This window comes from Vibrio sp. CJQ_6, assembly GCF_043106745.1.
GTDB classification, from domain to species: domain Bacteria; phylum Pseudomonadota; class Gammaproteobacteria; order Enterobacterales; family Vibrionaceae; genus Vibrio; species Vibrio furnissii.
This window is the reverse complement of the sequence record NZ_JBICMV010000025.1, coordinates 1-20,916: the sequence shown is the minus strand read 5'-3', so window position 1 is coordinate 20,916 and position 20,916 is coordinate 1. Positions and strand designations below refer to the sequence as shown.

Here is a 20,916-nt window from a genome sequence, read left to right as displayed (position 1 = left end):
GCACGGCCGTGGGTAAAATCGTAGCGATCGCTAACCAGAAGGGTGGCGTAGGAAAAACAACAACTTGTATTAATTTGGCGGCCTCAATGGCGGCCACCAAACGCAAAGTGCTGGTGATTGATCTCGACCCGCAAGGCAATGCAACTATGGCCAGCGGTGTGGATAAATATCAGGTTGATGCCACTGCGTACGAGCTGTTGGTCGAAGAAGCCCCATTTGAAGAAGTGGTGTGTCGTAAGACCACAGGTCATTACGACCTGATTGCAGCCAATGGCGACGTGACGGCAGCCGAGATCAAACTGATGGAAGTGTTTGCGCGTGAGGTGCGTTTGAAGAACGCTCTCGCGTCAGTTCGTGATAACTATGATTTCATCTTTATCGATTGTCCTCCTTCTTTAAACCTCCTTACAATCAATGCGATGGCGGCAGCCGATTCGGTTTTAGTACCGATGCAATGCGAGTACTTTGCCTTGGAAGGTTTAACGGCGTTAATGGATACCATCAGTAAGTTAGCTGCGGTGGTGAATGACAATCTGAAGATCGAAGGTCTGCTTCGTACCATGTACGATCCACGCAACCGACTCGCTAACGAAGTTTCTGATCAATTAAAAAAACACTTTGGCAACAAGGTGTACCGCACAGTTATCCCTCGCAACGTTCGCCTCGCTGAGGCGCCAAGTCATGGCAAACCTGCCATGTATTACGACAAGTATTCGGCCGGAGCCAAAGCGTATCTCGCGTTGGCAGGCGAAATGTTACGTCGTGAAGAAGTACCCGCATAACACCAACTAAAGGATTCGTGTGCATGACTAAACGTGGTTTAGGAAAAGGGCTGGACGCACTGCTGTCCACCAGCTCTCTGGCTCGTGAGAAACAACACGTGGCCTCTCAAAGCCAAGCTATGTCTAGCGAGGGTGAGTTGACCGATCTTGTGATCACCAACCTGAAGCCGGGTATGTACCAACCCCGTAAAGATATGTCGCCGGAGGCGCTGGAAGAACTGGCTGCCTCCATTCAATCTCAAGGCATCATTCAGCCGATCGTGGTGCGTCCACTGGCGTTGGGTGGTTACGAAATTATTGCCGGTGAACGTCGCTGGCGAGCGGCGCGTCAAGCCGGCCTCAAGCAAGTGCCGTGTTTGGTGAAGCGCGTCGACGATCGTGCGGCGATCGCCATGGCGTTGATCGAAAATATTCAGCGTGAAGATCTGAATGTGATCGAAGAGGCACAAGCGCTAGAACGCTTGCAGGATGAATTCAAACTGACTCATCAACAAGTTGCGGATGTGATCGGTAAGTCGCGCGCCACGGTGAGTAACTTGCTGCGTTTGAACCAACTGGACGACAGCGTGAAACGTTTGGTAGAGACGCGTCAGTTAGAAATGGGCCATGCTCGCGCGCTGTTGATGCTCGACGGTGAGCAGCAAATTGAAGTGGCTGCTCGGGTTGCGAAGAAACAACTGACGGTGCGCCAAACTGAACAACTCGTAAAAAAATGCCTCTCAGAGCACTCTGATGTAAAAAATGTGCCAGAAGACGTAGAAATACAACAAATGTCACAAAATCTGAGTGAAAAACTCGGGGCAAAAGTGTCAATCGTCCGTTCAAAAAGCGGAAAGTCAAAAGTCACGATAAGTCTTGATGAGCCTCACAAATTCGAGCAACTAATTGCCAAGCTACAAGGCTAAGTGAGATAATTGATTTAAATCAATTGTGAAAAATAAGATTTCTTTAGCGAAATATGTCGGTGTGTAAACAAAATTGTAACTTTTTGCAGCGTTGTAATTGCAATCAATTGATGTCACCGTATAATTTTCGCCAATTTCCGGCTCCAGCAATATGTTGTGTGCTGGACATTACTAGAGGTACGAATACATGGTAGCTGCGTTAGCTAGGCCAGGACGAGCGCTTGCAAAGCAATTGTTAATGATCCAGTTCGGCGCGGTTATGGTTGTGGCAGCAGGGATGGCGATTGCCGTAAATGCTGAATGGGGAATTTCAGCGCTGATTGGTGGGGGCATTTTTGTCTTCGCTAATGCAGTTTTTGCGCTGTGTGCTTTTATGTTTAGTGGAGCTCGTGCTGCAAAGCGAATTACGGCCTCTTTCTACACAGGTGAAACACTTAAAATCCTCATCACTATCGCACTGTTCTCTGTCGCCTACATGTATATGCAGGTGGAACTTGTTCCCCTAAAACTAACCTATTTGCTGGCTCTAGGTATTAATATCTGTGCGCCAGTGCTTTTCATTAACAACAAAAAATAGGATGAGTTATGGCTGCGCCAGGTGAAGCGCTAACATCGTCCGGATACATTGAACACCACCTTTCCAACCTATCGTTGTACAAGTTAGGTCTGGTTGCGGAGGAGACAAGTTTCTGGAACGTACATATCGATAGCCTGTTTTTTTCTTTGTTTACTGGACTGATCTTCCTTTGGGTGTTCCGTTCTGTGGCCAAGAAAGCAACAGCGGGTGTACCAGGCAAGCTACAGTGTTTTGTTGAAATAGTGGTTGAATTTGTCGATACCAACGTCAAAGACACCTTCCATGGACGCAATCCGCTAATAGCACCGCTGGCACTGACTATCTTTTGTTGGGTATTGCTAATGAACATCATGGACTTAGTGCCAATTGATTTCTTGCCGTATCCAGCACAGCATTGGCTCGGTATCCCTTACTTAAAAGTGGTCCCGTCTGCTGATGTGAACATCACCATGGCTATGGCTCTAGGCGTGTTCGCTCTGATGATTTACTACAGCATCAAAGTGAAAGGTCTAGGTGGGTTTGCGAAAGAATTGGCGTTACACCCATTCAATCACCCAATTATGATTCCGTTTAACCTGCTTATTGAAGTGGTGTCGCTACTGGCTAAACCACTCTCACTGGGTATGCGTCTATTCGGTAACATGTTCGCGGGTGAGGTTGTATTTATTCTTATCGCAGCGATGCTACCATGGTGGCTACAATGGTTGGGTTCACTACCGTGGGCTATCTTCCATATTCTGGTAATTCTGATTCAGTCTTTCGTGTTCATGATGTTGACAATCGTCTATCTGTCTATGGCACATGAAGATAGTGATCATTAATAAAAAATATTTAGCTTTTATTTGGGCTCATAAGCCAACAACAATAATTGGAGATAGTAATGGAAACTTTACTGAGCTTTTCTGCAATCGCCGTAGGTATCATCGTCGGTCTTGCTTCTCTTGGTACTGCGATTGGTTTCGCACTTCTAGGTGGTAAATTCCTGGAAGGCGCTGCTCGTCAACCAGAAATGGCTCCTATGCTGCAAGTTAAGATGTTCATCATTGCAGGTCTGCTGGATGCGGTTCCAATGATCGGTATCGTAATCGCACTGCTATTCACATTCGCGAACCCATTTGTTGGTCAACTAGGTTAATCACGTTTTGCCAGCGACAAACCCCGCAAGGTGGTTTGTCTTTGATTAACACGAAGTCCATATAGAGGGGTAGCTGTTGTGAATATGAACGCAACTCTGCTAGGTCAAGCACTTTCATTCGCACTGTTTGTGTGGTTCTGCATGAAATATGTATGGCCGCCAATCATTAAAGCGATTGAAGAGCGTCAGAAGAAAATTGCTGACGGTTTGCAAGCTGCTGAGCGTGCAAAGAAAGATTTGGACCTAGCACAAGCCAACGCTTCTGATTCACTGAAAGAAGCGAAGCGCACAGCAACTGAGGTCATTGAGGCAGCGAACAAACGTAAAGCGCAAATTTTGGATGAAGCGCGCGAGGAAGCTCAGGCAGAACGCCAGAAAATCCTTGCTCAAGCTGATGCTGAGATTGAAGCCGAACGTAACCGTGCCCGCGATGAGCTGCGCAAACAAGTTGCAACTCTGGCGATTGCTGGTGCTGAGAAGATCCTTGAGCGTACGATCGATAAAGATGCGCACAAAGATATTCTCGACAACATTACTGCAAAACTTTAAGTCTGGGGGCGCCGAATGTCTGATTTGACTACAATTGCACGCCCCTATGCTAAAGCAGCATTTGAATTTGCGGTGGAAAAACAACAACTGGATCAATGGAGCCAGATGCTTGTTTTCGCTGCCGAAGTCGCAAAGAACGACCAGATGAAAGAGCTGTTAACCAGCTCGACCTCTGCCGATAAAATGGCAGAAATCTTTGTCGCAATTTGTGGCGAACAGTTTGATGCACATGGTCAGAACCTGCTGAAGGTAATGGCTGAGAATGGCCGCTTACAGGCCCTTCCGGATGTTTGTGCTCAATTCCATGCTCTGAAACAAGAGCATGAGAAGAAAGTCGACGTTGAAGTGATTTCAGCATCTGAACTTTCAGAGCAGCAACTGGCAGACATCAGCAACAAACTTGAGCAGCGTCTGGAACGCAAAGTTCAGCTGAATTGCAGTGTAGATGAGACCCTACTTGGTGGGGTAGTAATTCGAGCCGGAGACTTAGTCATCGATAACTCAGCGCGTGGTCGTTTGAACCGCCTGAGCGATGCCTTGCAGTCTTAATGGGGATTGGAGCATGCAACTTAATTCCACGGAAATTAGCGATCTAATTAAACAGCGTATTGAGTCTTTCAACGTTGTTAGTGAAGCTCGCAATGAAGGTACTATCGTTTCGGTAAGCGATGGTATTATCCGAATTCACGGCCTAGCGGACGTGATGCAGGGTGAAATGATTGAATTACCGGGTGGCCGTTATGCACTCGCACTTAACCTTGAGCGTGACTCGGTTGGTGCAGTTGTCATGGGCCCATATGCTGACCTGAAGGAAGGCGAAAAAGTTACTGGTACAGGTCGTATTCTAGAAGTACCAGTAGGTCCTGAACTGTTAGGCCGCGTAGTGAACACACTGGGTGAGCCAATCGACGGTAAAGGTCCAATCGAAGCAAAATTAACTTCTCCTGTAGAAGTGATTGCACCAGGCGTAATCGACCGTCAATCAGTTGATCAACCTGTTCAAACTGGTTATAAATCAGTGGATGCGATGATTCCAATCGGCCGTGGTCAGCGTGAGCTGGTTATCGGTGACCGCCAAACTGGTAAAACAGCGATGGCGATCGATGCGATCATCAACCAAAAAGATTCAGGCATTTACTCAATCTACGTCGCGATCGGTCAGAAAGCTTCGACTATCGCAAACGTGGTTCGTAAACTTGAAGAGCATGGCGCTCTGAAGAACACTATCGTTGTGGTAGCGTCTGCTTCTGAGTCTGCAGCTCTGCAATACCTTGCGCCATACGCTGGGTGTGCAATGGGTGAATACTTCCGCGATCGCGGTGAAGATGCACTGATTGTTTACGATGATCTGTCTAAGCAAGCTGTTGCTTACCGTCAGATTTCTCTACTGCTACGTCGTCCGCCAGGCCGTGAAGCATTCCCTGGTGACGTTTTCTACCTCCACTCACGTCTACTTGAGCGTGCTGCTCGCGTAAGCGCTGATTACGTAGAACGTTTCACGAACGGTGAAGTGAAAGGCAAGACCGGTTCTCTAACGGCGCTGCCGATCATCGAAACCCAAGCTGGTGACGTATCCGCATTCGTACCGACTAACGTAATCTCGATTACCGATGGTCAGATCTTCCTACAAACTGAACTGTTCAACGCGGGTGTTCGCCCAGCAGTTGACCCAGGTATCTCAGTTTCTCGTGTAGGTGGTTCAGCACAGACGAAAATCATCAAGAAACTGTCAGGCGGTATCCGTACTGCACTTGCAGCGTACCGTGAACTGGCAGCATTCGCGCAGTTCTCATCGGATCTGGATGATGCAACAAAACGTCAGCTGGAGCACGGTCAGAAAGTAACAGAACTGATGAAACAGAAACAGTACGCTCCAATGTCTGTTTTTGATCAGGCTCTGACTATCTACGCAGCAGAGCGCGGTTACCTTGCCGATGTAGAACTGAGCAAAGTTCTAGATTTCGAGGCAGCTCTACTATCGTACGCTCGCGGTCAATACGCTGAACTTGCAGCGCAGATCGACAAGACGGGTGCTTACAACGATGACATCGAAGCACAGCTGAAGAAGCTGGTTGACGATTTCAAAGCAACCCAAACTTGGTAATAGGTCGGTGGCAAATTTTGCCACCAACTAATGGAGAGTAACGATGGCCGGCGCAAAAGAGATACGTAATAAAATCGGTAGTGTGAAAAGCACTCAGAAAATTACGAAAGCGATGGAAATGGTAGCAGCTTCAAAAATGCGTCGTTCTCAAGACGCCATGGAAGCTTCTCGTCCATACGCGGCAACTATGCGTAAAGTGATCGGTCATGTCGCCAACGCGAATCTAGAGTATCGTCATCCGTATCTAGAAGAGCGTGAAGCGAAACGTGTTGGTTACATCATTATTTCAACTGACCGCGGTTTGTGTGGTGGCTTGAACATTAACTTGTTCAAAAAAGCGATCACAGACATGCAAACGTGGAAAGAGAAGGGTGCAGAGCTGGAGTTGGCCATTATTGGCTCTAAAGCAACTGCATTCTTCAACAACAGCGGCGCAAAAGTAGCGGCTCAAGTGTCTGGTTTGGGTGATAGCCCAACGCTGGAAGACCTGATCGGTTCTGTTGGCGTGATGCTGAAGAAATATGATAACGGCGAGTTGGATCGTCTGTACGTAGTGTTCAACGAATTCGTGAACACCATGGTACAACAACCAAAGATCGATCAATTGCTACCTTTGCCTAAATCGGACAGCGAAGATATGCAGCGTGCGCATTCATGGGACTACATCTATGAGCCTGAACCAAAACCTCTGCTGGATGCGCTACTACTGCGCTACGTAGAGTCTCAGGTTTACCAAGGTGTAGTGGAGAACCTTGCTTGTGAGCAAGCGGCTCGAATGGTTGCGATGAAGGCTGCAACAGACAACGCCTCAAATCTGATTGATGACTTAGAACTTGTGTACAACAAAGCCCGTCAGGCGGCGATTACACAAGAACTGTCGGAAATCGTGAGCGGCGCAGCAGCGGTTTAAGCTTAGGTAAAACAAACAGTTTAGAGGATTAACGATGGCTACAGGTAAGATCGTACAGATCATCGGTGCAGTAGTCGACGTAGAGTTCCCACAGAGCGCAGTACCAGGTGTTTACGATGCTCTGACAGTTGCAGAAGCAAAAGAACGTCTGGTTCTTGAAGTTCAGCAACAACTTGGCGGTGGCGTAGTACGCGCAATCGTAATGGGTAGCTCGGATGGTTTACGTCGTGGAATGTCAGTTGAAAACACTGGCGCTCCAATTTCAGTACCAGTAGGGACTAAAACGCTAGGTCGTATCATGAACGTCCTTGGCGATGCGATTGATGAACGCGGTGAAATCGGTGCTGAAGAGCTTTACTCGATTCACCGTGAAGCACCAAGCTACGAAGAGCAGTCTAACGCAACTGAGCTGCTTGAAACGGGTGTAAAAGTCATTGACTTGATTTGTCCATTCGCGAAGGGTGGTAAAATCGGTCTGTTCGGTGGTGCAGGTGTAGGTAAGACCGTTAACATGATGGAACTTATCAACAACATCGCACTGCAACACTCCGGCCTGTCTGTATTTGCGGGTGTTGGTGAGCGTACTCGTGAGGGTAACGACTTCTACCACGAAATGCAGGAAGCGGGTGTTGTTAACATCGAGAAACCTGAAGAATCAAAAGTAGCGATGGTTTACGGTCAGATGAACGAGCCACCAGGCAACCGTCTGCGTGTTGCTCTGACTGGTCTGACGATGGCTGAGCGCTTCCGTGACGAAGGTCGTGACGTACTGCTGTTCATCGATAACATTTACCGTTATACCCTTGCGGGTACAGAGGTATCGGCACTTCTGGGTCGTATGCCATCTGCGGTAGGTTACCAGCCAACACTGGCTGAAGAGATGGGTGTACTTCAAGAACGTATCACGTCAACCAAAAAAGGTTCTATCACGTCTGTACAGGCGGTATACGTACCTGCGGATGACTTGACCGACCCGTCACCAGCAACAACGTTTGCGCACTTGGATGCAACGGTTGTATTGAACCGTAACATCGCAGCGATGGGTCTGTACCCAGCGATCGACCCATTGGATTCGACATCTCGTCAGCTTGATCCACTGGTTGTGGGTCAAGAGCACTACGACATCGCGCGTGGCGTGCAGCAAACACTGCAACGTTACAAAGAGCTGAAAGACATCATTGCGATTTTGGGTATGGACGAACTGTCTGAATCCGATAAGCAAGTCGTGGCTCGTGCGCGTAAGATTGAGCGTTTCCTTACTCAGCCTTACCACGTAGCGGAAGTCTTTACAGGCGACCCAGGTGTTTACGTACCACTAAAAGAAACTCTACGTGGCTTTAAAGGCCTGTTAGCTGGTGACTACGACGATGTTCCAGAGCAAGCGTTCATGTACTGCGGTGCAATCGAAGATGCTCTTGAGAATGCGAAGAAGCTATAAGGCTAACTAGGAGGCGATATGGCAGCAATAACCTTTCATCTGGATGTCGTGAGTGCTGAGAAGAAAATCTTCTCCGGTCTCGTTGAAACGTTCCAGGTGACCGGTAGCGAAGGTGAGCTGGGTATTTTCCACGGCCACACTCCGCTGCTGACCGCTATTACGCCGGGAATGGTGCGTATTGTGAAACAGCACGGCCACGAAGAAATCATTTATGTTTCTGGTGGTATCATTGAAGTTCAGCCTGGCACAGCGACTGTGCTGGCTGATACAGCAATCCGTGGTGAAGACCTAGACGCAGCGAAGGCAGCAGAAGCCAAACGTCGCGCTGAAGAACACATTCAGAATCAGCATGGCGACATGGACTTCGCGCAAGCGGCCAGTGAACTGGCTAAAGCCATTGCTCAGCTTCGAGTGATCGAGTTGACAAAGAAACGTCGTTAATCCCATTAACGATGTTGAGACCCAAAGGCGACCGTTCGGTCGCCTTTTTGCTTAATTTTTATCAGAAATTTACGCCAATCATTTAACACCCTCAAATTAAGCCGCTAAAATGCTGACATTATTTGTGTTTACGTCAGGTAAGTTAGGTTCCCAATGAAATTTAGTGCAGTGATTCTTGCTGCGGGTAAAGGCACCCGTATGCATTCCAACATGCCCAAAGTGCTTCATACGCTTGCGGGCAAACCGATGGCGAAACACGTCATCGACACCTGTAATAGTTTAGGTGCGCACAACATCCATCTGGTGTACGGCCACGGTGGTGATCAAATGAAGCAAGCGCTGGCGGATGAAAACGTCAACTGGGTATTGCAGGCAGAACAGTTGGGCACCGGTCATGCGGTGGATCAAGCGTCGCCTCAGTTTGAAGATGATGAAAAAATTCTGGTGTTGTACGGCGATGTGCCGCTGATTTCAGAAGAGACCATTGACAGTTTATTGGATGCTCAGCCAACAGGCGGCATTGCGCTACTGACAGTGGTGTTGGATAACCCAACCGGCTACGGTCGTATTGTGCGTAAGAATGGCCCCGTCGTGGCGATCGTCGAACAGAAAGATGCCACTGAAGAGCAGAAACTGATTAAAGAGATCAACACGGGTGTGATGGTCGCGACAGGCGGCGATCTGAAACGTTGGTTGGCTGGGTTAAATAACAACAACGCACAAGGTGAATACTACCTGACCGACGTGATTGCAGCAGCGCACAATGAAGGCCGTGCGGTCGAAGCCGTGCATCCCGTGAGTTCCATTGAAGTGGAAGGTGTCAACGATCGCATTCAATTGGCGCGTCTTGAGCGTGCTTTCCAAGCGCGTCAGGCGAACAAGCTGCTGGAGCAAGGCGTGATGCTGCGCGATCCGGCGCGCTTTGATCTGCGTGGTGAGTTGCAGTGCGGTACGGACGTTGAAATCGATGTGAACGTGATCATCGAAGGATCGGTGTCGATCGGCAATAATGTGGTGATCGGTGCAGGTTCAATTCTGAAAGATTGTGAAATCGACGACAATACCGTGATTCGTCCGTACAGCGTGATTGAAGGCGCGACTGTCGGTGAAGATTGTACCGTGGGGCCTTTCTCTCGTCTGCGTCCGGGCGCTGAATTGCAAAACGATGCGCACGTTGGCAACTTTGTCGAAGTGAAAAACGCGCGTTTGGGTCAGGGCTCAAAAGCCAACCATCTGACGTATTTAGGTGATGCTGAAATTGGTCAACGCGTCAATATTGGTGCGGGCGCAATCACTTGCAACTACGATGGCGCAAACAAACACAAAACCGTGATTGGTGATGATGTGTTTGTCGGATCGGATAGCCAGCTGGTGGCTCCGGTCACCATTGCGAATGGCGCCACGATTGGTGCGGGCACCACATTGACGCGCAATGTGGGTGAGGGTGAGTTAGTGATCACTCGCGCCAAAGAGAAGATTATCACGGGGTGGCAACGCCCAGTGAAGCAAAAATAAAACGCAAGGCCTGCTGTAAAGCAGGCTTTTTTATTTATTGCGGCAGTGCGAGTTTCTTCTCCAAGCGGCGTACGCCGTACGACACGAGCAGAATCAGTATCAGATACTCTAGAACCAAAAAGGTGTAGATTTCGAGCGGCAAATATTCCGTCACCACCAGCTCATTGGCGCGGCGGGTCAGATCGCTCAACCCAATCACGCTCACCAGCGATGACATCTTCAGAATATAGATAAACTGATTGCCCAAGGGCGGCAGGATGTGCCGCAATGCCTGAGGCAGAATCACCAAACGCATTTTTTGCCAATCACGTAACCCCAAGGCTTGGGCTGCTTCGTGCTGGCCACGATCAATGGCTTGAATCCCGCCTCGAAACACTTCGGCCATAAAGGCACTTTCCGCTAGACTCAGCGCCATGACCCCGGCGGTAAAATGGTTGAGTGACAGGTCAAACAACACGGGCAAGCCGTAATAGATCCACAGCAGGAGCACTAACAGCGGAATTGCGCGCACCACCTCCACATACACGCGATTGGCTTGGCGCAACGTGCGACGCGGCGACAGCGCAGGCAGAGCCACCATCAGCCCCAATCCCATGGCCAGTACCATACTCAGCAATGACAGACTGAGCGTGTCACCAAAGCCTGCAATGAGAAATGTAAGATTCCGTACACCTTGAGCCGTGAACGGATCGAGAACATACCAGCCCCATTGGTATTGGCTGCATCCGGTGAGCAGCAGCGTACATAGGCCAACACTGTATTGTCGAATCACACACCACCTCAGTTGACTAAAAAAACAGCAGAGATACTGCTATGTTAACCATAGTGCAAGATATTGAATGACCCGCTGTTTAAGGATGAAATGATGAGAAAACGAATCGCGCTCTTGGGGCTATGTTTGTTGGTTGTCGTGCCGAGTTATGCACAAAGTCGTCTGCAGACGGTGTTGAATACTGGTGTGCTGCGTGTTGGAACGACCGGTGACTGGAATCCGATGAGCATCAAAGATCCGGCGACCAATCGTTATCGAGGGTTTGATATCGATGTGACCACTGAATTGGCCAACGATCTTGGGGTGACGGTCGAGTACGTGGCTACCGATTGGAAAACTTTGGTGAATGGCATCACGGCCAATAAATATGACATCACCGGCAGCGCCTCACTCAACATGTCGCGGGCCAAAGTGGCCGGTTACAGTCAGCCTTATTTTTATCTGGCGTTTGTGCCCGTGGTGCAAAAAAGTGAACTGAGCCGTTATCAGGATTGGCAGGACTTTGATCAGCCGAACGTGAAAGTGGCCGCCACGCTTGGTACGGTGCAAGAGAAGATGGTGAAAGAATTTTTCCCCAATGCGCAGCACATTGTGATTGAAGCGCCAGCCCGTGATTATCAGGAACTGTTGGCCAAACGTGCTGATGTGTCGGTGACCTCCAATGTAGAGGCCGCCACGCTGGTGGACAAATTCAGCCAGTTGGCGATTGTGCCAGTGAAAGCGGCGCGCCGTCCCACCCCGATTGCAATGCTGTTACCTCAGGATGATCAGGTGTGGATCAATTACATCAACCATTGGGTGGAACTGAAAAAGACGCAGGGCTTTTTTCGTCAAACGGCAGAAAAGTGGGGGCTGAAAAGTCTCTAAACAGTGCTGCTTGATGCGCGGCAACTTTTGATTAGCGGGAGCTCTCGATTTTCGGAAACAAAAAAAGCGCCTCGATTGAGGCGCTGCGTTTTTATTTGTCCTGCACGACGCGCGCATTGTCTGGCGTCGTGAAGTGTTTGTTTAACTCACGATTTGCCAGAATGTAGCCAATCCACAGGCCGAACATACTGACCACAATCGCAATCCCCGTCACCATCTGTGCTTGGCTGGCAAAAGCGGCCACCAAGGCACTGGCCAAGCTGGCCACACAGATTTGTAGGCTATTTTGTAAACCCGCGGCAGTCGCTGGGCTCTCTTTCGCGCTCGACAATGCGCGGTTCACCACAATCGGATACAACGCGCCGTTAGCCACAGCAATCAGGCAGAACGGGGCCAGAATTGGCCAGATGGACGTCAGTGTCCATTGTGACGCAATAAAAATCAGGACCGTGGAGAGCGTGAATAGCGCCAATAACTGTTTCAGTACGGCTTCATCGCCAAACTTACGAACGCACAGTTTCCCCATGTAACCACCGACCATAAACGCGATGGTTTGCGGAATAAAACTCAAACCGATGTCTTTTGCTTCATAGCCCAACTGCGCCATGATTTCTGGCATACCAGTAAGGTAGGCAAAAAACGCGGCGGATGCAGTGGCGAACATCAACACGTTGCCAAGGTAAGATTTACTGCTCAACAGGTGTTTGATGTCTTGTGTAATGGATGTCGTTTTGGGTTCACTGATGACATTTTTTTGCATGCCAGTACTGATCACCAAGGCAAGGCCAATGATTGTCAGGGCGATAAAAATACTGTGCCAGCCAAAATGATCCGCCAACACCACGCCTAACTGAGGTGCCAACGCCGGAGACAGCGCGACCAGCGGCATAATGGTGGCAAAAATTTGTTGGCTGGTTTGGCTTGGGTAACGTTTGATCACCATGGCTTGCCAAATCACTGCGGGCGCACAAACCCCGATCGCTTGCACGAACCGTAAAGAGAGCAGCTGCCACACTTGATCGCAGAACGCCAAGCCTGCCGACGCGAGAGTAAACACCAACAACCCGGTGATCAGGGTATTGCGATGACCGAATTTGTCCGATGCCAAGCCCCAGAGCAATTGGCCAGAAGCCATCCCAACCAGAAATACCGTCAGAGAGAGCGCAATTTGTTCCGGCCCGGTGGCAAAGTCTTGTTCCATGATTTTGAACGCCGGCAGATACATGTCGGTGGCGATAAAGCCGAGCATGGAGAGCGCGGCTAAATAAAACAGTTGTAATGGCGATACTTTCATTGTTCTTCTCATCAAAAAAATTAATTCAATTTGATCCTGTCTCTTTGGGCGCCAACCAGGATTTCTAAGCGTCATTATTTTATTTTTGGTTTAAGATGAAATGAAACGCGAAATTTGTTAGTTATCGTTCAAAAAATTTGATAGGTAAAAGCCATGTTTTCTAAATCCTCGCTGGAGCTGCTCGATACGGTGGCTCGTTTAGGCAGCTTTACCGCAGCGGCGGATGTACTACATAAAGTGCCTTCTGCGATCAGCTACAGCGTGCGACAGGTTGAAACTGAACTTGGTGTGGTGCTGTTTCGCCGTTTGCCCCGTAAGGTGGCACTCACGCCAGCGGGTGAACTGTTTATGCAAGAGGCTCGGCAACTGTTACGGCAGATGGAAGAGCTGAAAGCGCAAACGCGGCGGGCGGCGCACGGTTGGCAAAAAACGCTCAAGGTCACGTTAGACAATGTGGTGAAATTGGATCGGATGAAGCCGATGGTGGAAGACTTCTACCGCACGTTTGAATTTGCTGAGTTGCAAATCAACATGGAGGTGTTCAACGGCTCATGGGAAGCGATTTCTCAAGGGCGCGCTGACATCGTGATCGGCGCAACGTCAGCCGTACCGGTGGGGGGCGATTTCGAAGTGCGTGACATGGGCGTTTTGGATTGGGCATTTGTGATGTCGTCTGCGCATCCGTGTGTGCGTGAGCAAGCGCTCACTGAAGCATTTGTCAGCCAGTTTCCGGCGATCTGCCTTGATGATACTTCGAGTGTGTTGCCCAAACGCCATACGGGTCACTATCCGCAGCAGCGACGTCTGCTGCTGCCCAATTGGTACAGTGCCATTGAATGCCTGAAAAATGGTGTGGGTGTCGGGTATATGCCGCGGCATATGGCGCAGCCGTTATTGGCCAGCGGTCAGTTGGTGGAAAAACGCTTACCGGATGAACTGCCGCTCAGCCAATGTTGCTTGGTGTGGCGTAAAGACGACAATCACAAATTGATTGAGTGGATGGTGAACTATCTCGGCAGCAGTGAGCAGCTACATCAAGATTGGTTGCAGGCGTATTGAGCCAGAATCACAGGAAATAAAAAAGCCAGCGTTTGCTGGCTTTTCAGTTGCCGCTTATGGGCGTTCAAAGATGGTTGCAATGCCTTGGCCCAAGCCGATACACATGGTCGCCAAGCCGTATTTGGCGTTCTTGGCTTCCATCAGGTTGATCAGCGTGGTGGAGATGCGTGTGCCGGAACAGCCTAACGGGTGGCCGAGCGCAATCGCACCGCCGTTGAGGTTCACCTTGTCATCCATCTTGTCCAACAAGCCGAGGTCTTTGGCACAGGGCAGCGATTGAGCTGCAAACGCTTCGTTGAGTTCCACCACATCCATATCGTCGATGCTCAGACCGGCGCGTTGCAGCGCTTTTTTCGTCGCTGGAACTGGGCCGTAGCCCATGATGGAGGGATCGCAGCCCGCAATGGCCATCGACTTCACGCGTGCGCGAATGGTTAGGCCCAGTGCGTTGGCTTTGGCTTCACTCATCACCAGCATCGCAGATGCACCATCCGATAATGCCGATGAGGTGCCCGCCGTCACGGTGCCGTTGGCCGGGTCAAACACCGGACGCAGTTCCGACAAGCCTTCCACGGTGGTTTCCGGACGAATCACTTCATCGTAATCGAGCGTGAACAGCGTGCCGTCTGGCGCATGGCCTTCAGTTGGCAGGATTTCGTTTTTAAAACGCCCTTCCAGTGTTGCTGCCTGCGCACGTTGATGAGAGCGGGCGGCAAACGCATCTTGCTGTTCACGGCTGATGCCGTGCAGTTTACCCAGCATTTCTGCTGTTAAACCCATCATACCTGCGGCTTTGGCGACGTTTTTCGACATGCCCGGGTGGAAATCCACGCCATGGGTCATCGGGACGTGACCCATGTGTTCAACACCGCCAACGATACAAATTTCCGCATCGCCGACCATGATCGCACGCGTGGCATCATGCAGCGCCTGCATGGATGAACCACACAAACGGTTGACGGTGACCGCGCCGATTTCAATCGGCAGCCCCGCCAGCAGCGCGGCATTTCGGGCGATATTGAAGCCTTGCTCCAAAGTTTGCTGTACACAGCCCCAATAGATGTCTTCGATGTCGTGCGGGTCTACCTGAGGGTTACGCGACAGCAGGCCTTTCATCAGATGCGCCGACAAATCTTCCGCACGCTGGTGGCGAAATGCCCCGCCTTTGGAGCGACCCATCGGAGTACGAAGGCAATCAACAATCACTACATTATTCATTTTGTCATTCCTTTTCCAAACGGGGTTATAGCGAGCTGGCTTGCTGTGACTGGTAAAAGCTTTCGCCTTTTGCCGCTTTGTCGATCAGCAGTTGTGGGACTTGGTACATGGCACCCAAGTGTTCATATTGTTTCGCCATCGCGACATAGTTAGCCAGGCCAATGCTGTCGAGGTAACGGAACACGCCGCCGCGGAAAGGAGGGAAACCGAGGCCGTAGACCAACGCCATATCCGCTTCTTGTGCTGTGGCGATAATGCCTTCTTCCAGACACAGGGCGACTTCGTTGATCATCGGAATCATCATTCGAGCGATAATGGTTTGTGCGTCAAATGCCGCTTTCTCACCACACACGGTTTCCAGTACGGGCAGAATATCGCTTGAGAACGCTTTTTTCGGTTTGCCTTTCTTATCAATTGTGTACTGATAGAAGCCTGAACCGTTCTTCTGACCATATTTGTTCGCTTCATACAGGGCATCAATCGCGTCACGGCCTTGTTTACCCATACGTTGCGGGAAACCTTGCGCCATCACTTCCTGCGCGTGATGCGCGGTATCGATACCGACTACATCCAGCAGGTACGCCGGACCCATGGGCCAGCCGAACTGACGTTCCATCACTTTATCAACCTGAGTGAAGTCCGCACCGTCACGCATCAGCAGGCTAAAGCCGCCAAAGTAGGGGAACAGCACGCGGTTGACGAAGAATCCCGGACAGTCATTGACCACAATCGGCGATTTACCCATCTTGGCGGCGTAAGCCACAACGCGGTTAATGGTGTCTTCAGAGGTGTGCTCGCCGCGAATGATTTCAACCAGCGGCATGCGATGTACCGGGTTGAAGAAATGCATGCCACAGAAGTTTTCCGGGCGCTGCAGCGATTTGGCCAGCAGATTAATTGGAATGGTTGAGGTGTTGGACGTAATGATGGTCTCAGCAGAGACGTTTTGTTCCACTTCGCTCAATACCGCAGCTTTAACTTTTGGATTTTCCACCACTGCTTCGACGATCACATCGGCTTGTTCGATACCTGCGTAATGCAGGCTTGGCGTGATGGAAGCCAGAACGCCAGCCATTTTAAAACCATCAATTTTGCCGCGTGCCAGCTGTTTATTCAGCAGCTTGGATGCTTCGGTCATGCCTAAATCTAGTGATGTCTGCGCGATATCTTTCATCAGTACCGGCACGCCTTTGCTGGCAGACTGGTAAGCAATGCCGCCACCCATGATGCCGGCACCCAGTACCGCTGCACGCTCTGTGGCTTTGCTGGCTGCTTTGGCGGATTTTTTCGCCAGGCCTTTGATGTATTGATCGTTGAGGAAAATACCGATCAACGCTTGTGCTTCCTGAGATTTCGCCAGCTTGATGAAATGTTTGCGTTCGATCGCCAGCGCTTCATCGCGCGCGCAGCGAGCGGCTTCTTCAATCGTCACGACAGAAGTCATTGGTGCCGGGTAATGTGGGCCTGCCAATTGCGCGACCATGCCTTTGGCCATGGTGAAGCTCATCATCGCTTCGAGCTTGCTGAGCGTCAGCGGCGATGTTTTTTGCTGACGACGCGTTTGCCAGTCGACTTTTTCATTGATGGCTTGTGTTAACGTCGCCAGCGCTGATTCCAGTAGTTTGTCGCTGTCGACCAGCGCGTCTAGCAGGCCGATTTTTAAGGCTTCTTCTGCGCGGCAGGCTTTTCCTTGCGTGATGATTTCCATCGCGCTGTCTGCGCCTACAAGGCGTGGCAAACGAACTGTGCCACCAAAGCCAGGCATGATGCCGAGTTTGGTTTCTGGTAAACCGATGCTGGTGGTTTGATCACCGATGCGGAAGTCGGTCGCGAGTACACACTCACATCCACCGCCGAGCGTGAAGCCTTTCAGTGCGGATAAGGTGGGAACGGGCAAATCTTCCAGCTTATTGAAAATACGGTTGGCAAAGATCAACCAGTCATCGAGCTCGGATTCTGGCTTGGCAAATAAGCCGAGAAATTCGGTGATGTCGGCACCGACGATGAAGGCGTCTTTGTTTGAAGTTAACACAACCCCGGTTAGTCCGGCATGCGCACTCAGGGCATCCAGCGCTTCATCAAGCGATTGCAGGGTGGCGAGGTCAAGCTTATTGACGGATTCGGGTGAGCAGAAACTTAACTCCGCAATACCATCATGTAATTCCTTTACCTGTAGGGTTTTGGCTTGGTAAATCATTGTCTATCTCCGTGACATACAATCCGCGATTGTGTGTGAGAGTTTTTGTTGTATTAATGTTCTGGTTTGACCAGTAAACTCAGTGTGAACTTGAGATTGGTTAATTTCAATACATTTTTTAAACATCTGTTTAACATTGTGCGCTCATCCCAATCCTAGGTCATTTTTTGCCAGCTCGTGATACACTTGCCGACCTTTTCACCACGGCGCGAGAAATATGAACGTTCAGCCTTATCTCATTCCTGCGGCTCCGGTTCGTTTTGAAGAAGAAATCAAAAAGAGCCTCTTTATTACGTATTTAGCGCATACGCCAAATATGGAAGCTGCCAAAGCGTTTGTGGATGCGATCAAAGCGCGCCATGCGGACGCGCGTCATAACTGCTGGGCGTTTGTTGCCGGGCGGCCACAAGACTCAATGTTGTGGGGATTCAGTGATGATGGCGAACCCTCGGGCACGGCTGGGAAACCGATTTTGGCGCAGTTGTCGGGATCGGGCGTTGGGGAAATGACTGCGGTGGTGACCCGTTATTATGGCGGAATTCGGCTGGGAACCGGCGGTTTAGTGAAAGCGTATGGGGGCGGTGTGCAACAAGCGCTTAAGTTGCTTCAAACTATTGAGAAAAAAATCACCACTCAACGACACCTGACGCTAGACTACGGATTAGTTGCATTGGCGCAATCGATCATGGCGCAATTCGACGCGGTGGAAGTGGACGCGCAGTATGGAGAATGCGTTCAACTGACGGTGGAACTGGAATGTCTTCATGCCGAAGACTTTACTCAAAGTCTGATCAATAAGAGCGGCGCCAAAATTGTGGTGGCCCGTGTGGAAAACAATTAGGAAGTCAGAAGCACAGCTTCGTTAAGTCTATTCATGCAATTTCGTTCAATTATTCGAATCGTCGGGCTGTTGCTCGCTTTGTTCAGCGTATCGATGCTGGCCCCTGCGCTGGTGGCTTTGATCTATCGCGACGGCGCTGGCGTTCCTTTCGTATCGACTTTCTTTGTGCTGCTGTTGTGCGGTGGCGTATTTTGGTTTCCCAATCGACGTCACCGTCATGAACTCAAAGCCCGCGATGGCTTTTTGATTGTGGTGCTGTTCTGGACGGTTATCGGTAGCGCTGGCTCACTGCCATTTCTGCTGGCCGACAATCCCAATGTTTCGGTCACCGATGCTTTTTTTGAATCCTTCTCGGCATTGACCACCACCGGCGCGACGGTGATCGTCGGCTTGGATAACCTTCCCAAGGCAATACTGTTTTATCGTCAGTTCTTACAATGGTTTGGCGGGATGGGGATCATCGTCTTGGCCGTGGCTATTTTACCCGTACTGGGGATCGGGGGAATGCAGCTGTATCGCGCCGAAATCCCCGGCCCGGTGAAAGATAATAAAGTGACGCCGCGGATCGCGGAAACCGCGAAAGCGCTGTGGTACATCTATTTAAGTTTAACCATCGCTTGTGCGGGCTCGTTCTGGATGGCGGGAATGACGCTGTTTGATGCGATTTGTCATAGCTTCTCGACCATTGCGATTGGTGGCTTCTCCACGCACGATGCCAGCATTGGTTATTTTGACAGTTATGCCATCAACATGATTACGGTGGTGTTCTTGCTGATCTCCGCGTGTAACTTCACGTTGCACTACGCTGCTTTTGCGACGGGGGGTGTGCATCCCAAGTACTACTGGAAAGATCCAGAGTTTCGCGCCTTTGTGGTGATTCAAGCGATTTTGTTTGCCATCTGCTTTTTGATGTTACTCAAACATCACTCCTACGATTCGCTTTACGATGCCTTTGACCAGGCGTTGTTCCAAACCGTGTCGATTTCAACCACTGCAGGGTTTACTACGACAGGGTTTGCGGACTGGCCACTGTTTCTACCCGTGCTACTGTTGTTCTCTTCTTTTATTGGTGGCTGTGCCGGATCGACGGGAGGCGGCATGAAAGTCATTCGTGTGTTCCTACTGACCCTGCAAGGCGCACGTGAAATGAAGCGCTTGGTGCACCCGCGCGCGATTTATCACATCAAGATTGGCGATAGTGCGCTGCCACAACGCGTCGTGGATGCGGTGTGGGGGTTCTTCTCTGCCTACGCATTGGTATTTGTGGTGTGCATGTTGGCACTCATTGCGACGGGGATGGATGAATTGAGCGCATTTGCCGCAGTCGCGGCAACGCTAAATAACCTTGGCCCCGGTTTGGGTGAAGTCTCAATGCACTTTGCCAACGTCAACGATACGGCCAAATGGATTCTGGTGGTGTCGATGTTGTTTGGGCGTTTAGAGATCTTCACGTTATTAATATTGCTGACGCCAACGTTCTGGCGTAGCTAAGGAAGAAGTTGTGAAAGCATTATTGTTGTATTCCAGCCGAGAAGGGCAAACCCAAAAAATCATTCGCGCCATCGCAGCGCAGATGAGCGAGTATGAGTGTGACATTCAGAATCTGCACGAATGTGAGCGCGTGGATTTCGCTGCGTACGACAAAGTTTTGATTGGGGCGTCTATTCGTTACGGTCACCTAAACAAAAAGCTCTATCACTTCATCACACGCCATTTAACGCAACTGACGCAAAGCAAAGCCGCTTTCTTCTGTGTGAATCTGACGGCACGTAAAGAAGAGCAAGGTAAAGATACGCCGGAAGGCAGTGTCTATATCCAAACCTTTCTGAAGAAGTCACCTTGGCAGCCTGCACTGATTGGCGTGTTTGCAGGGGCGCTGTATTACCCAAGATACCGTTTCTTCGACAAAATGATGATTCGTTTCATCATGAGCATGACTGGGGGCGAAACGGACACCACCAAAGAAGTGGAGTACACCAATTGGGAAAAAGTGAGTCAATTCGCGCTAAAATTTAAAAAGATGTAAAGAAAACCAGCAGATTTGTGGCCTTTTGACTCTTTTTTAGTCGAACGATAAAAAATGCATAAAATTAGGCAAAAAAACTATTGCCAAAAATCAAGGTCTCCCTATAATGCCGCCTCGCTGACACGGGAACGGTTCGTTAGAAAAGTCCTTGATTAGCAGGTCATTTAGCTTCATCAAATGTGATGAAAAAAGTTTTGAAAAAAGTGGTTGACACTAAAACTTAACTCGCTAAAATGGCCGTCCGCTTTGAGAAGAAAGCTTCGAAAAGCAAAGCTCTTTAACAATA

21 protein-coding genes are annotated in these 20,916 nt (G+C 49.9%); 17 read left to right on the top strand and 4 right to left on the bottom strand.

Annotated elements, in window-relative coordinates; genetic code table 11:
• Positions 1–8 precede the first annotated feature (8 nt).
• The 12 genes from ACF8PK_RS13990 (at position 9) to glmU (ending at position 10,356) form a co-directional block, all read left to right on the top strand.
• A complete protein-coding gene (locus tag ACF8PK_RS13990) occupies positions 9–782 on the top strand; it encodes a ParA family protein (RefSeq protein ID WP_014204191.1) in 774 nt (257 codons plus the stop codon).
• A 23-nt stretch (positions 783–805) separates the two neighbouring features.
• Complete coding sequence (locus ACF8PK_RS13985) at positions 806–1,687, top strand: ParB/RepB/Spo0J family partition protein (protein WP_014204192.1); 882 nt, start codon at positions 806–808, stop codon at positions 1,685–1,687.
• A gap of 187 nt (positions 1,688–1,874) precedes the next feature.
• Positions 1,875–2,264 (top strand): F0F1 ATP synthase subunit I, encoded by a 390-nt coding sequence (locus ACF8PK_RS13980; protein ID WP_038152649.1) that lies wholly within the window; start codon positions 1,875–1,877, stop codon positions 2,262–2,264.
• A gap of 8 nt (positions 2,265–2,272) precedes the next feature.
• Positions 2,273–3,085 carry a F0F1 ATP synthase subunit A gene (gene atpB, locus ACF8PK_RS13975; RefSeq protein WP_004728713.1) on the top strand — a complete coding sequence of 271 codons (813 nt, stop codon included), beginning with the start codon at positions 2,273–2,275 and terminating at the stop codon, positions 3,083–3,085.
• A gap of 59 nt (positions 3,086–3,144) precedes the next feature.
• Positions 3,145–3,399, top strand: coding sequence for a F0F1 ATP synthase subunit C (gene atpE / locus ACF8PK_RS13970; protein WP_002540812.1), 255 nt, complete (start codon positions 3,145–3,147; stop codon positions 3,397–3,399).
• A 78-nt stretch (positions 3,400–3,477) separates the two neighbouring features.
• Positions 3,478–3,948: a F0F1 ATP synthase subunit B gene (gene atpF, locus ACF8PK_RS13965; RefSeq protein WP_041942459.1), complete on the top strand. Its 471-nt coding sequence runs from the start codon at positions 3,478–3,480 to the stop codon at positions 3,946–3,948.
• A 15-nt stretch (positions 3,949–3,963) separates the two neighbouring features.
• Positions 3,964–4,497: a F0F1 ATP synthase subunit delta gene (atpH, locus tag ACF8PK_RS13960; protein ID WP_004728711.1), complete on the top strand. Its 534-nt coding sequence runs from the start codon at positions 3,964–3,966 to the stop codon at positions 4,495–4,497.
• 13 nt (positions 4,498–4,510) lie between these two features.
• Positions 4,511–6,052, top strand: coding sequence for a F0F1 ATP synthase subunit alpha (gene atpA / locus ACF8PK_RS13955; protein ID WP_038152645.1), 1,542 nt, complete (start codon positions 4,511–4,513; stop codon positions 6,050–6,052).
• 43 nt (positions 6,053–6,095) lie between these two features.
• The gene (gene atpG / locus ACF8PK_RS13950; protein ID WP_004728709.1) at positions 6,096–6,962 is read left to right on the top strand and encodes a F0F1 ATP synthase subunit gamma; all 867 of its coding nucleotides are present in this window, start codon (positions 6,096–6,098) and stop codon (positions 6,960–6,962) included.
• 34 nt (positions 6,963–6,996) lie between these two features.
• The gene (gene atpD, locus ACF8PK_RS13945) at positions 6,997–8,400 is read left to right on the top strand and encodes a F0F1 ATP synthase subunit beta (protein ID WP_004728708.1); all 1,404 of its coding nucleotides are present in this window, start codon (positions 6,997–6,999) and stop codon (positions 8,398–8,400) included.
• 18 nt (positions 8,401–8,418) lie between these two features.
• A complete protein-coding gene (locus tag ACF8PK_RS13940; protein ID WP_004728707.1) occupies positions 8,419–8,841 on the top strand; it encodes a F0F1 ATP synthase subunit epsilon in 423 nt (140 codons plus the stop codon).
• 153 nt (positions 8,842–8,994) lie between these two features.
• The gene (gene glmU, locus ACF8PK_RS13935) at positions 8,995–10,356 is read left to right on the top strand and encodes a bifunctional UDP-N-acetylglucosamine diphosphorylase/glucosamine-1-phosphate N-acetyltransferase GlmU (protein ID WP_041942460.1); all 1,362 of its coding nucleotides are present in this window, start codon (positions 8,995–8,997) and stop codon (positions 10,354–10,356) included.
• Between the two features lie 34 nt (positions 10,357–10,390).
• Here the strand turns inward: glmU and ACF8PK_RS13930 are convergent, their stop codons facing one another.
• The gene (locus ACF8PK_RS13930) at positions 10,391–11,128 is read right to left on the bottom strand and encodes an amino acid ABC transporter permease (RefSeq protein WP_014204196.1); all 738 of its coding nucleotides are present in this window, start codon (positions 11,126–11,128) and stop codon (positions 10,391–10,393) included.
• A gap of 93 nt (positions 11,129–11,221) precedes the next feature.
• Between ACF8PK_RS13930 and ACF8PK_RS13925 the strand changes: the two genes are divergently transcribed.
• Positions 11,222–11,995 (top strand): transporter substrate-binding domain-containing protein, encoded by a 774-nt coding sequence (locus ACF8PK_RS13925; protein ID WP_143680898.1) that lies wholly within the window; start codon positions 11,222–11,224, stop codon positions 11,993–11,995.
• A gap of 91 nt (positions 11,996–12,086) precedes the next feature.
• Here ACF8PK_RS13925 and punC read toward each other — a convergent pair whose 3' ends face one another.
• Entirely contained in the window at positions 12,087–13,289 is a 1,203-nt protein-coding gene (gene punC, locus ACF8PK_RS13920; RefSeq protein ID WP_004728703.1) for a purine nucleoside transporter PunC, read from the bottom strand.
• Positions 13,290–13,442: 153 nt separating this feature from the next.
• Between punC and punR the strand changes: the two genes are divergently transcribed.
• The gene (punR, locus tag ACF8PK_RS13915; protein ID WP_392441865.1) at positions 13,443–14,348 is read left to right on the top strand and encodes a DNA-binding transcriptional activator PunR; all 906 of its coding nucleotides are present in this window, start codon (positions 13,443–13,445) and stop codon (positions 14,346–14,348) included.
• A 54-nt stretch (positions 14,349–14,402) separates the two neighbouring features.
• Here punR and fadA read toward each other — a convergent pair whose 3' ends face one another.
• Together fadA and fadB are read right to left on the bottom strand one after the other, a co-directional pair.
• The gene (gene fadA, locus ACF8PK_RS13910; protein ID WP_004728701.1) at positions 14,403–15,566 is read right to left on the bottom strand and encodes an acetyl-CoA C-acyltransferase FadA; all 1,164 of its coding nucleotides are present in this window, start codon (positions 15,564–15,566) and stop codon (positions 14,403–14,405) included.
• 25 nt (positions 15,567–15,591) lie between these two features.
• Positions 15,592–17,763, bottom strand: a complete 2,172-nt coding sequence (gene fadB, locus ACF8PK_RS13905) for a fatty acid oxidation complex subunit alpha FadB (protein ID WP_392441863.1) — start codon at positions 17,761–17,763, stop codon at positions 15,592–15,594.
• Between the two features lie 217 nt (positions 17,764–17,980).
• On the opposite strand from fadB, the gene ACF8PK_RS13900 reads away from it, so the two are divergent.
• The 3 genes from ACF8PK_RS13900 to hemG are packed head-to-tail and all read left to right on the top strand — an operon-like array spanning position 17,981 to position 20,630.
• The gene (locus ACF8PK_RS13900) at positions 17,981–18,604 is read left to right on the top strand and encodes a YigZ family protein (protein WP_004728699.1); all 624 of its coding nucleotides are present in this window, start codon (positions 17,981–17,983) and stop codon (positions 18,602–18,604) included.
• A 33-nt stretch (positions 18,605–18,637) separates the two neighbouring features.
• The gene (locus ACF8PK_RS13895) at positions 18,638–20,095 is read left to right on the top strand and encodes a TrkH family potassium uptake protein (RefSeq protein ID WP_004728698.1); all 1,458 of its coding nucleotides are present in this window, start codon (positions 18,638–18,640) and stop codon (positions 20,093–20,095) included.
• Between the two features lie 10 nt (positions 20,096–20,105).
• Positions 20,106–20,630 (top strand): menaquinone-dependent protoporphyrinogen IX dehydrogenase, encoded by a 525-nt coding sequence (gene hemG, locus ACF8PK_RS13890; RefSeq protein ID WP_238809745.1) that lies wholly within the window; start codon positions 20,106–20,108, stop codon positions 20,628–20,630.
• Positions 20,631–20,916: the final 286 nt, after the last annotated feature.

Excerpts from the sequence above, each read along its gene's own strand:
- glmU (WP_041942460.1), top strand. The coding sequence starts at position 8,995 with ATGAAATTTAGTGCAGTGATTCTTGCTGCGGGTAAAGGCACCCGTATG.
- atpD (WP_004728708.1), top strand. The coding sequence starts at position 6,997 with ATGGCTACAGGTAAGATCGTACAGATCATCGGTGCAGTAGTCGACGTA.
- ACF8PK_RS13940 (WP_004728707.1), top strand. The coding sequence starts at position 8,419 with ATGGCAGCAATAACCTTTCATCTGGATGTCGTGAGTGCTGAGAAGAAA.
- ACF8PK_RS13980 (WP_038152649.1), top strand. The coding sequence starts at position 1,875 with ATGGTAGCTGCGTTAGCTAGGCCAGGACGAGCGCTTGCAAAGCAATTG.
- atpB (WP_004728713.1), top strand. The coding sequence starts at position 2,273 with ATGGCTGCGCCAGGTGAAGCGCTAACATCGTCCGGATACATTGAACAC.
- fadB (WP_392441863.1), bottom strand. The coding sequence starts at position 17,763 with ATGATTTACCAAGCCAAAACCCTACAGGTAAAGGAATTACATGATGGT.
- ACF8PK_RS13900 (WP_004728699.1), top strand. The coding sequence starts at position 17,981 with ATGAACGTTCAGCCTTATCTCATTCCTGCGGCTCCGGTTCGTTTTGAA.
- fadA (WP_004728701.1), bottom strand. The coding sequence starts at position 15,566 with ATGAATAATGTAGTGATTGTTGATTGCCTTCGTACTCCGATGGGTCGC.
- punR (WP_392441865.1), top strand. The coding sequence starts at position 13,443 with ATGTTTTCTAAATCCTCGCTGGAGCTGCTCGATACGGTGGCTCGTTTA.
- ACF8PK_RS13925 (WP_143680898.1), top strand. The coding sequence starts at position 11,222 with ATGAGAAAACGAATCGCGCTCTTGGGGCTATGTTTGTTGGTTGTCGTG.
- atpG (WP_004728709.1), top strand. The coding sequence starts at position 6,096 with ATGGCCGGCGCAAAAGAGATACGTAATAAAATCGGTAGTGTGAAAAGC.
- atpE (WP_002540812.1), top strand. The coding sequence starts at position 3,145 with ATGGAAACTTTACTGAGCTTTTCTGCAATCGCCGTAGGTATCATCGTC.
- punC (WP_004728703.1), bottom strand. The coding sequence starts at position 13,289 with ATGAAAGTATCGCCATTACAACTGTTTTATTTAGCCGCGCTCTCCATG.
- atpA (WP_038152645.1), top strand. The coding sequence starts at position 4,511 with ATGCAACTTAATTCCACGGAAATTAGCGATCTAATTAAACAGCGTATT.
- atpH (WP_004728711.1), top strand. The coding sequence starts at position 3,964 with ATGTCTGATTTGACTACAATTGCACGCCCCTATGCTAAAGCAGCATTT.
- ACF8PK_RS13985 (WP_014204192.1), top strand. The coding sequence starts at position 806 with ATGACTAAACGTGGTTTAGGAAAAGGGCTGGACGCACTGCTGTCCACC.
- ACF8PK_RS13895 (WP_004728698.1), top strand. The coding sequence starts at position 18,638 with ATGCAATTTCGTTCAATTATTCGAATCGTCGGGCTGTTGCTCGCTTTG.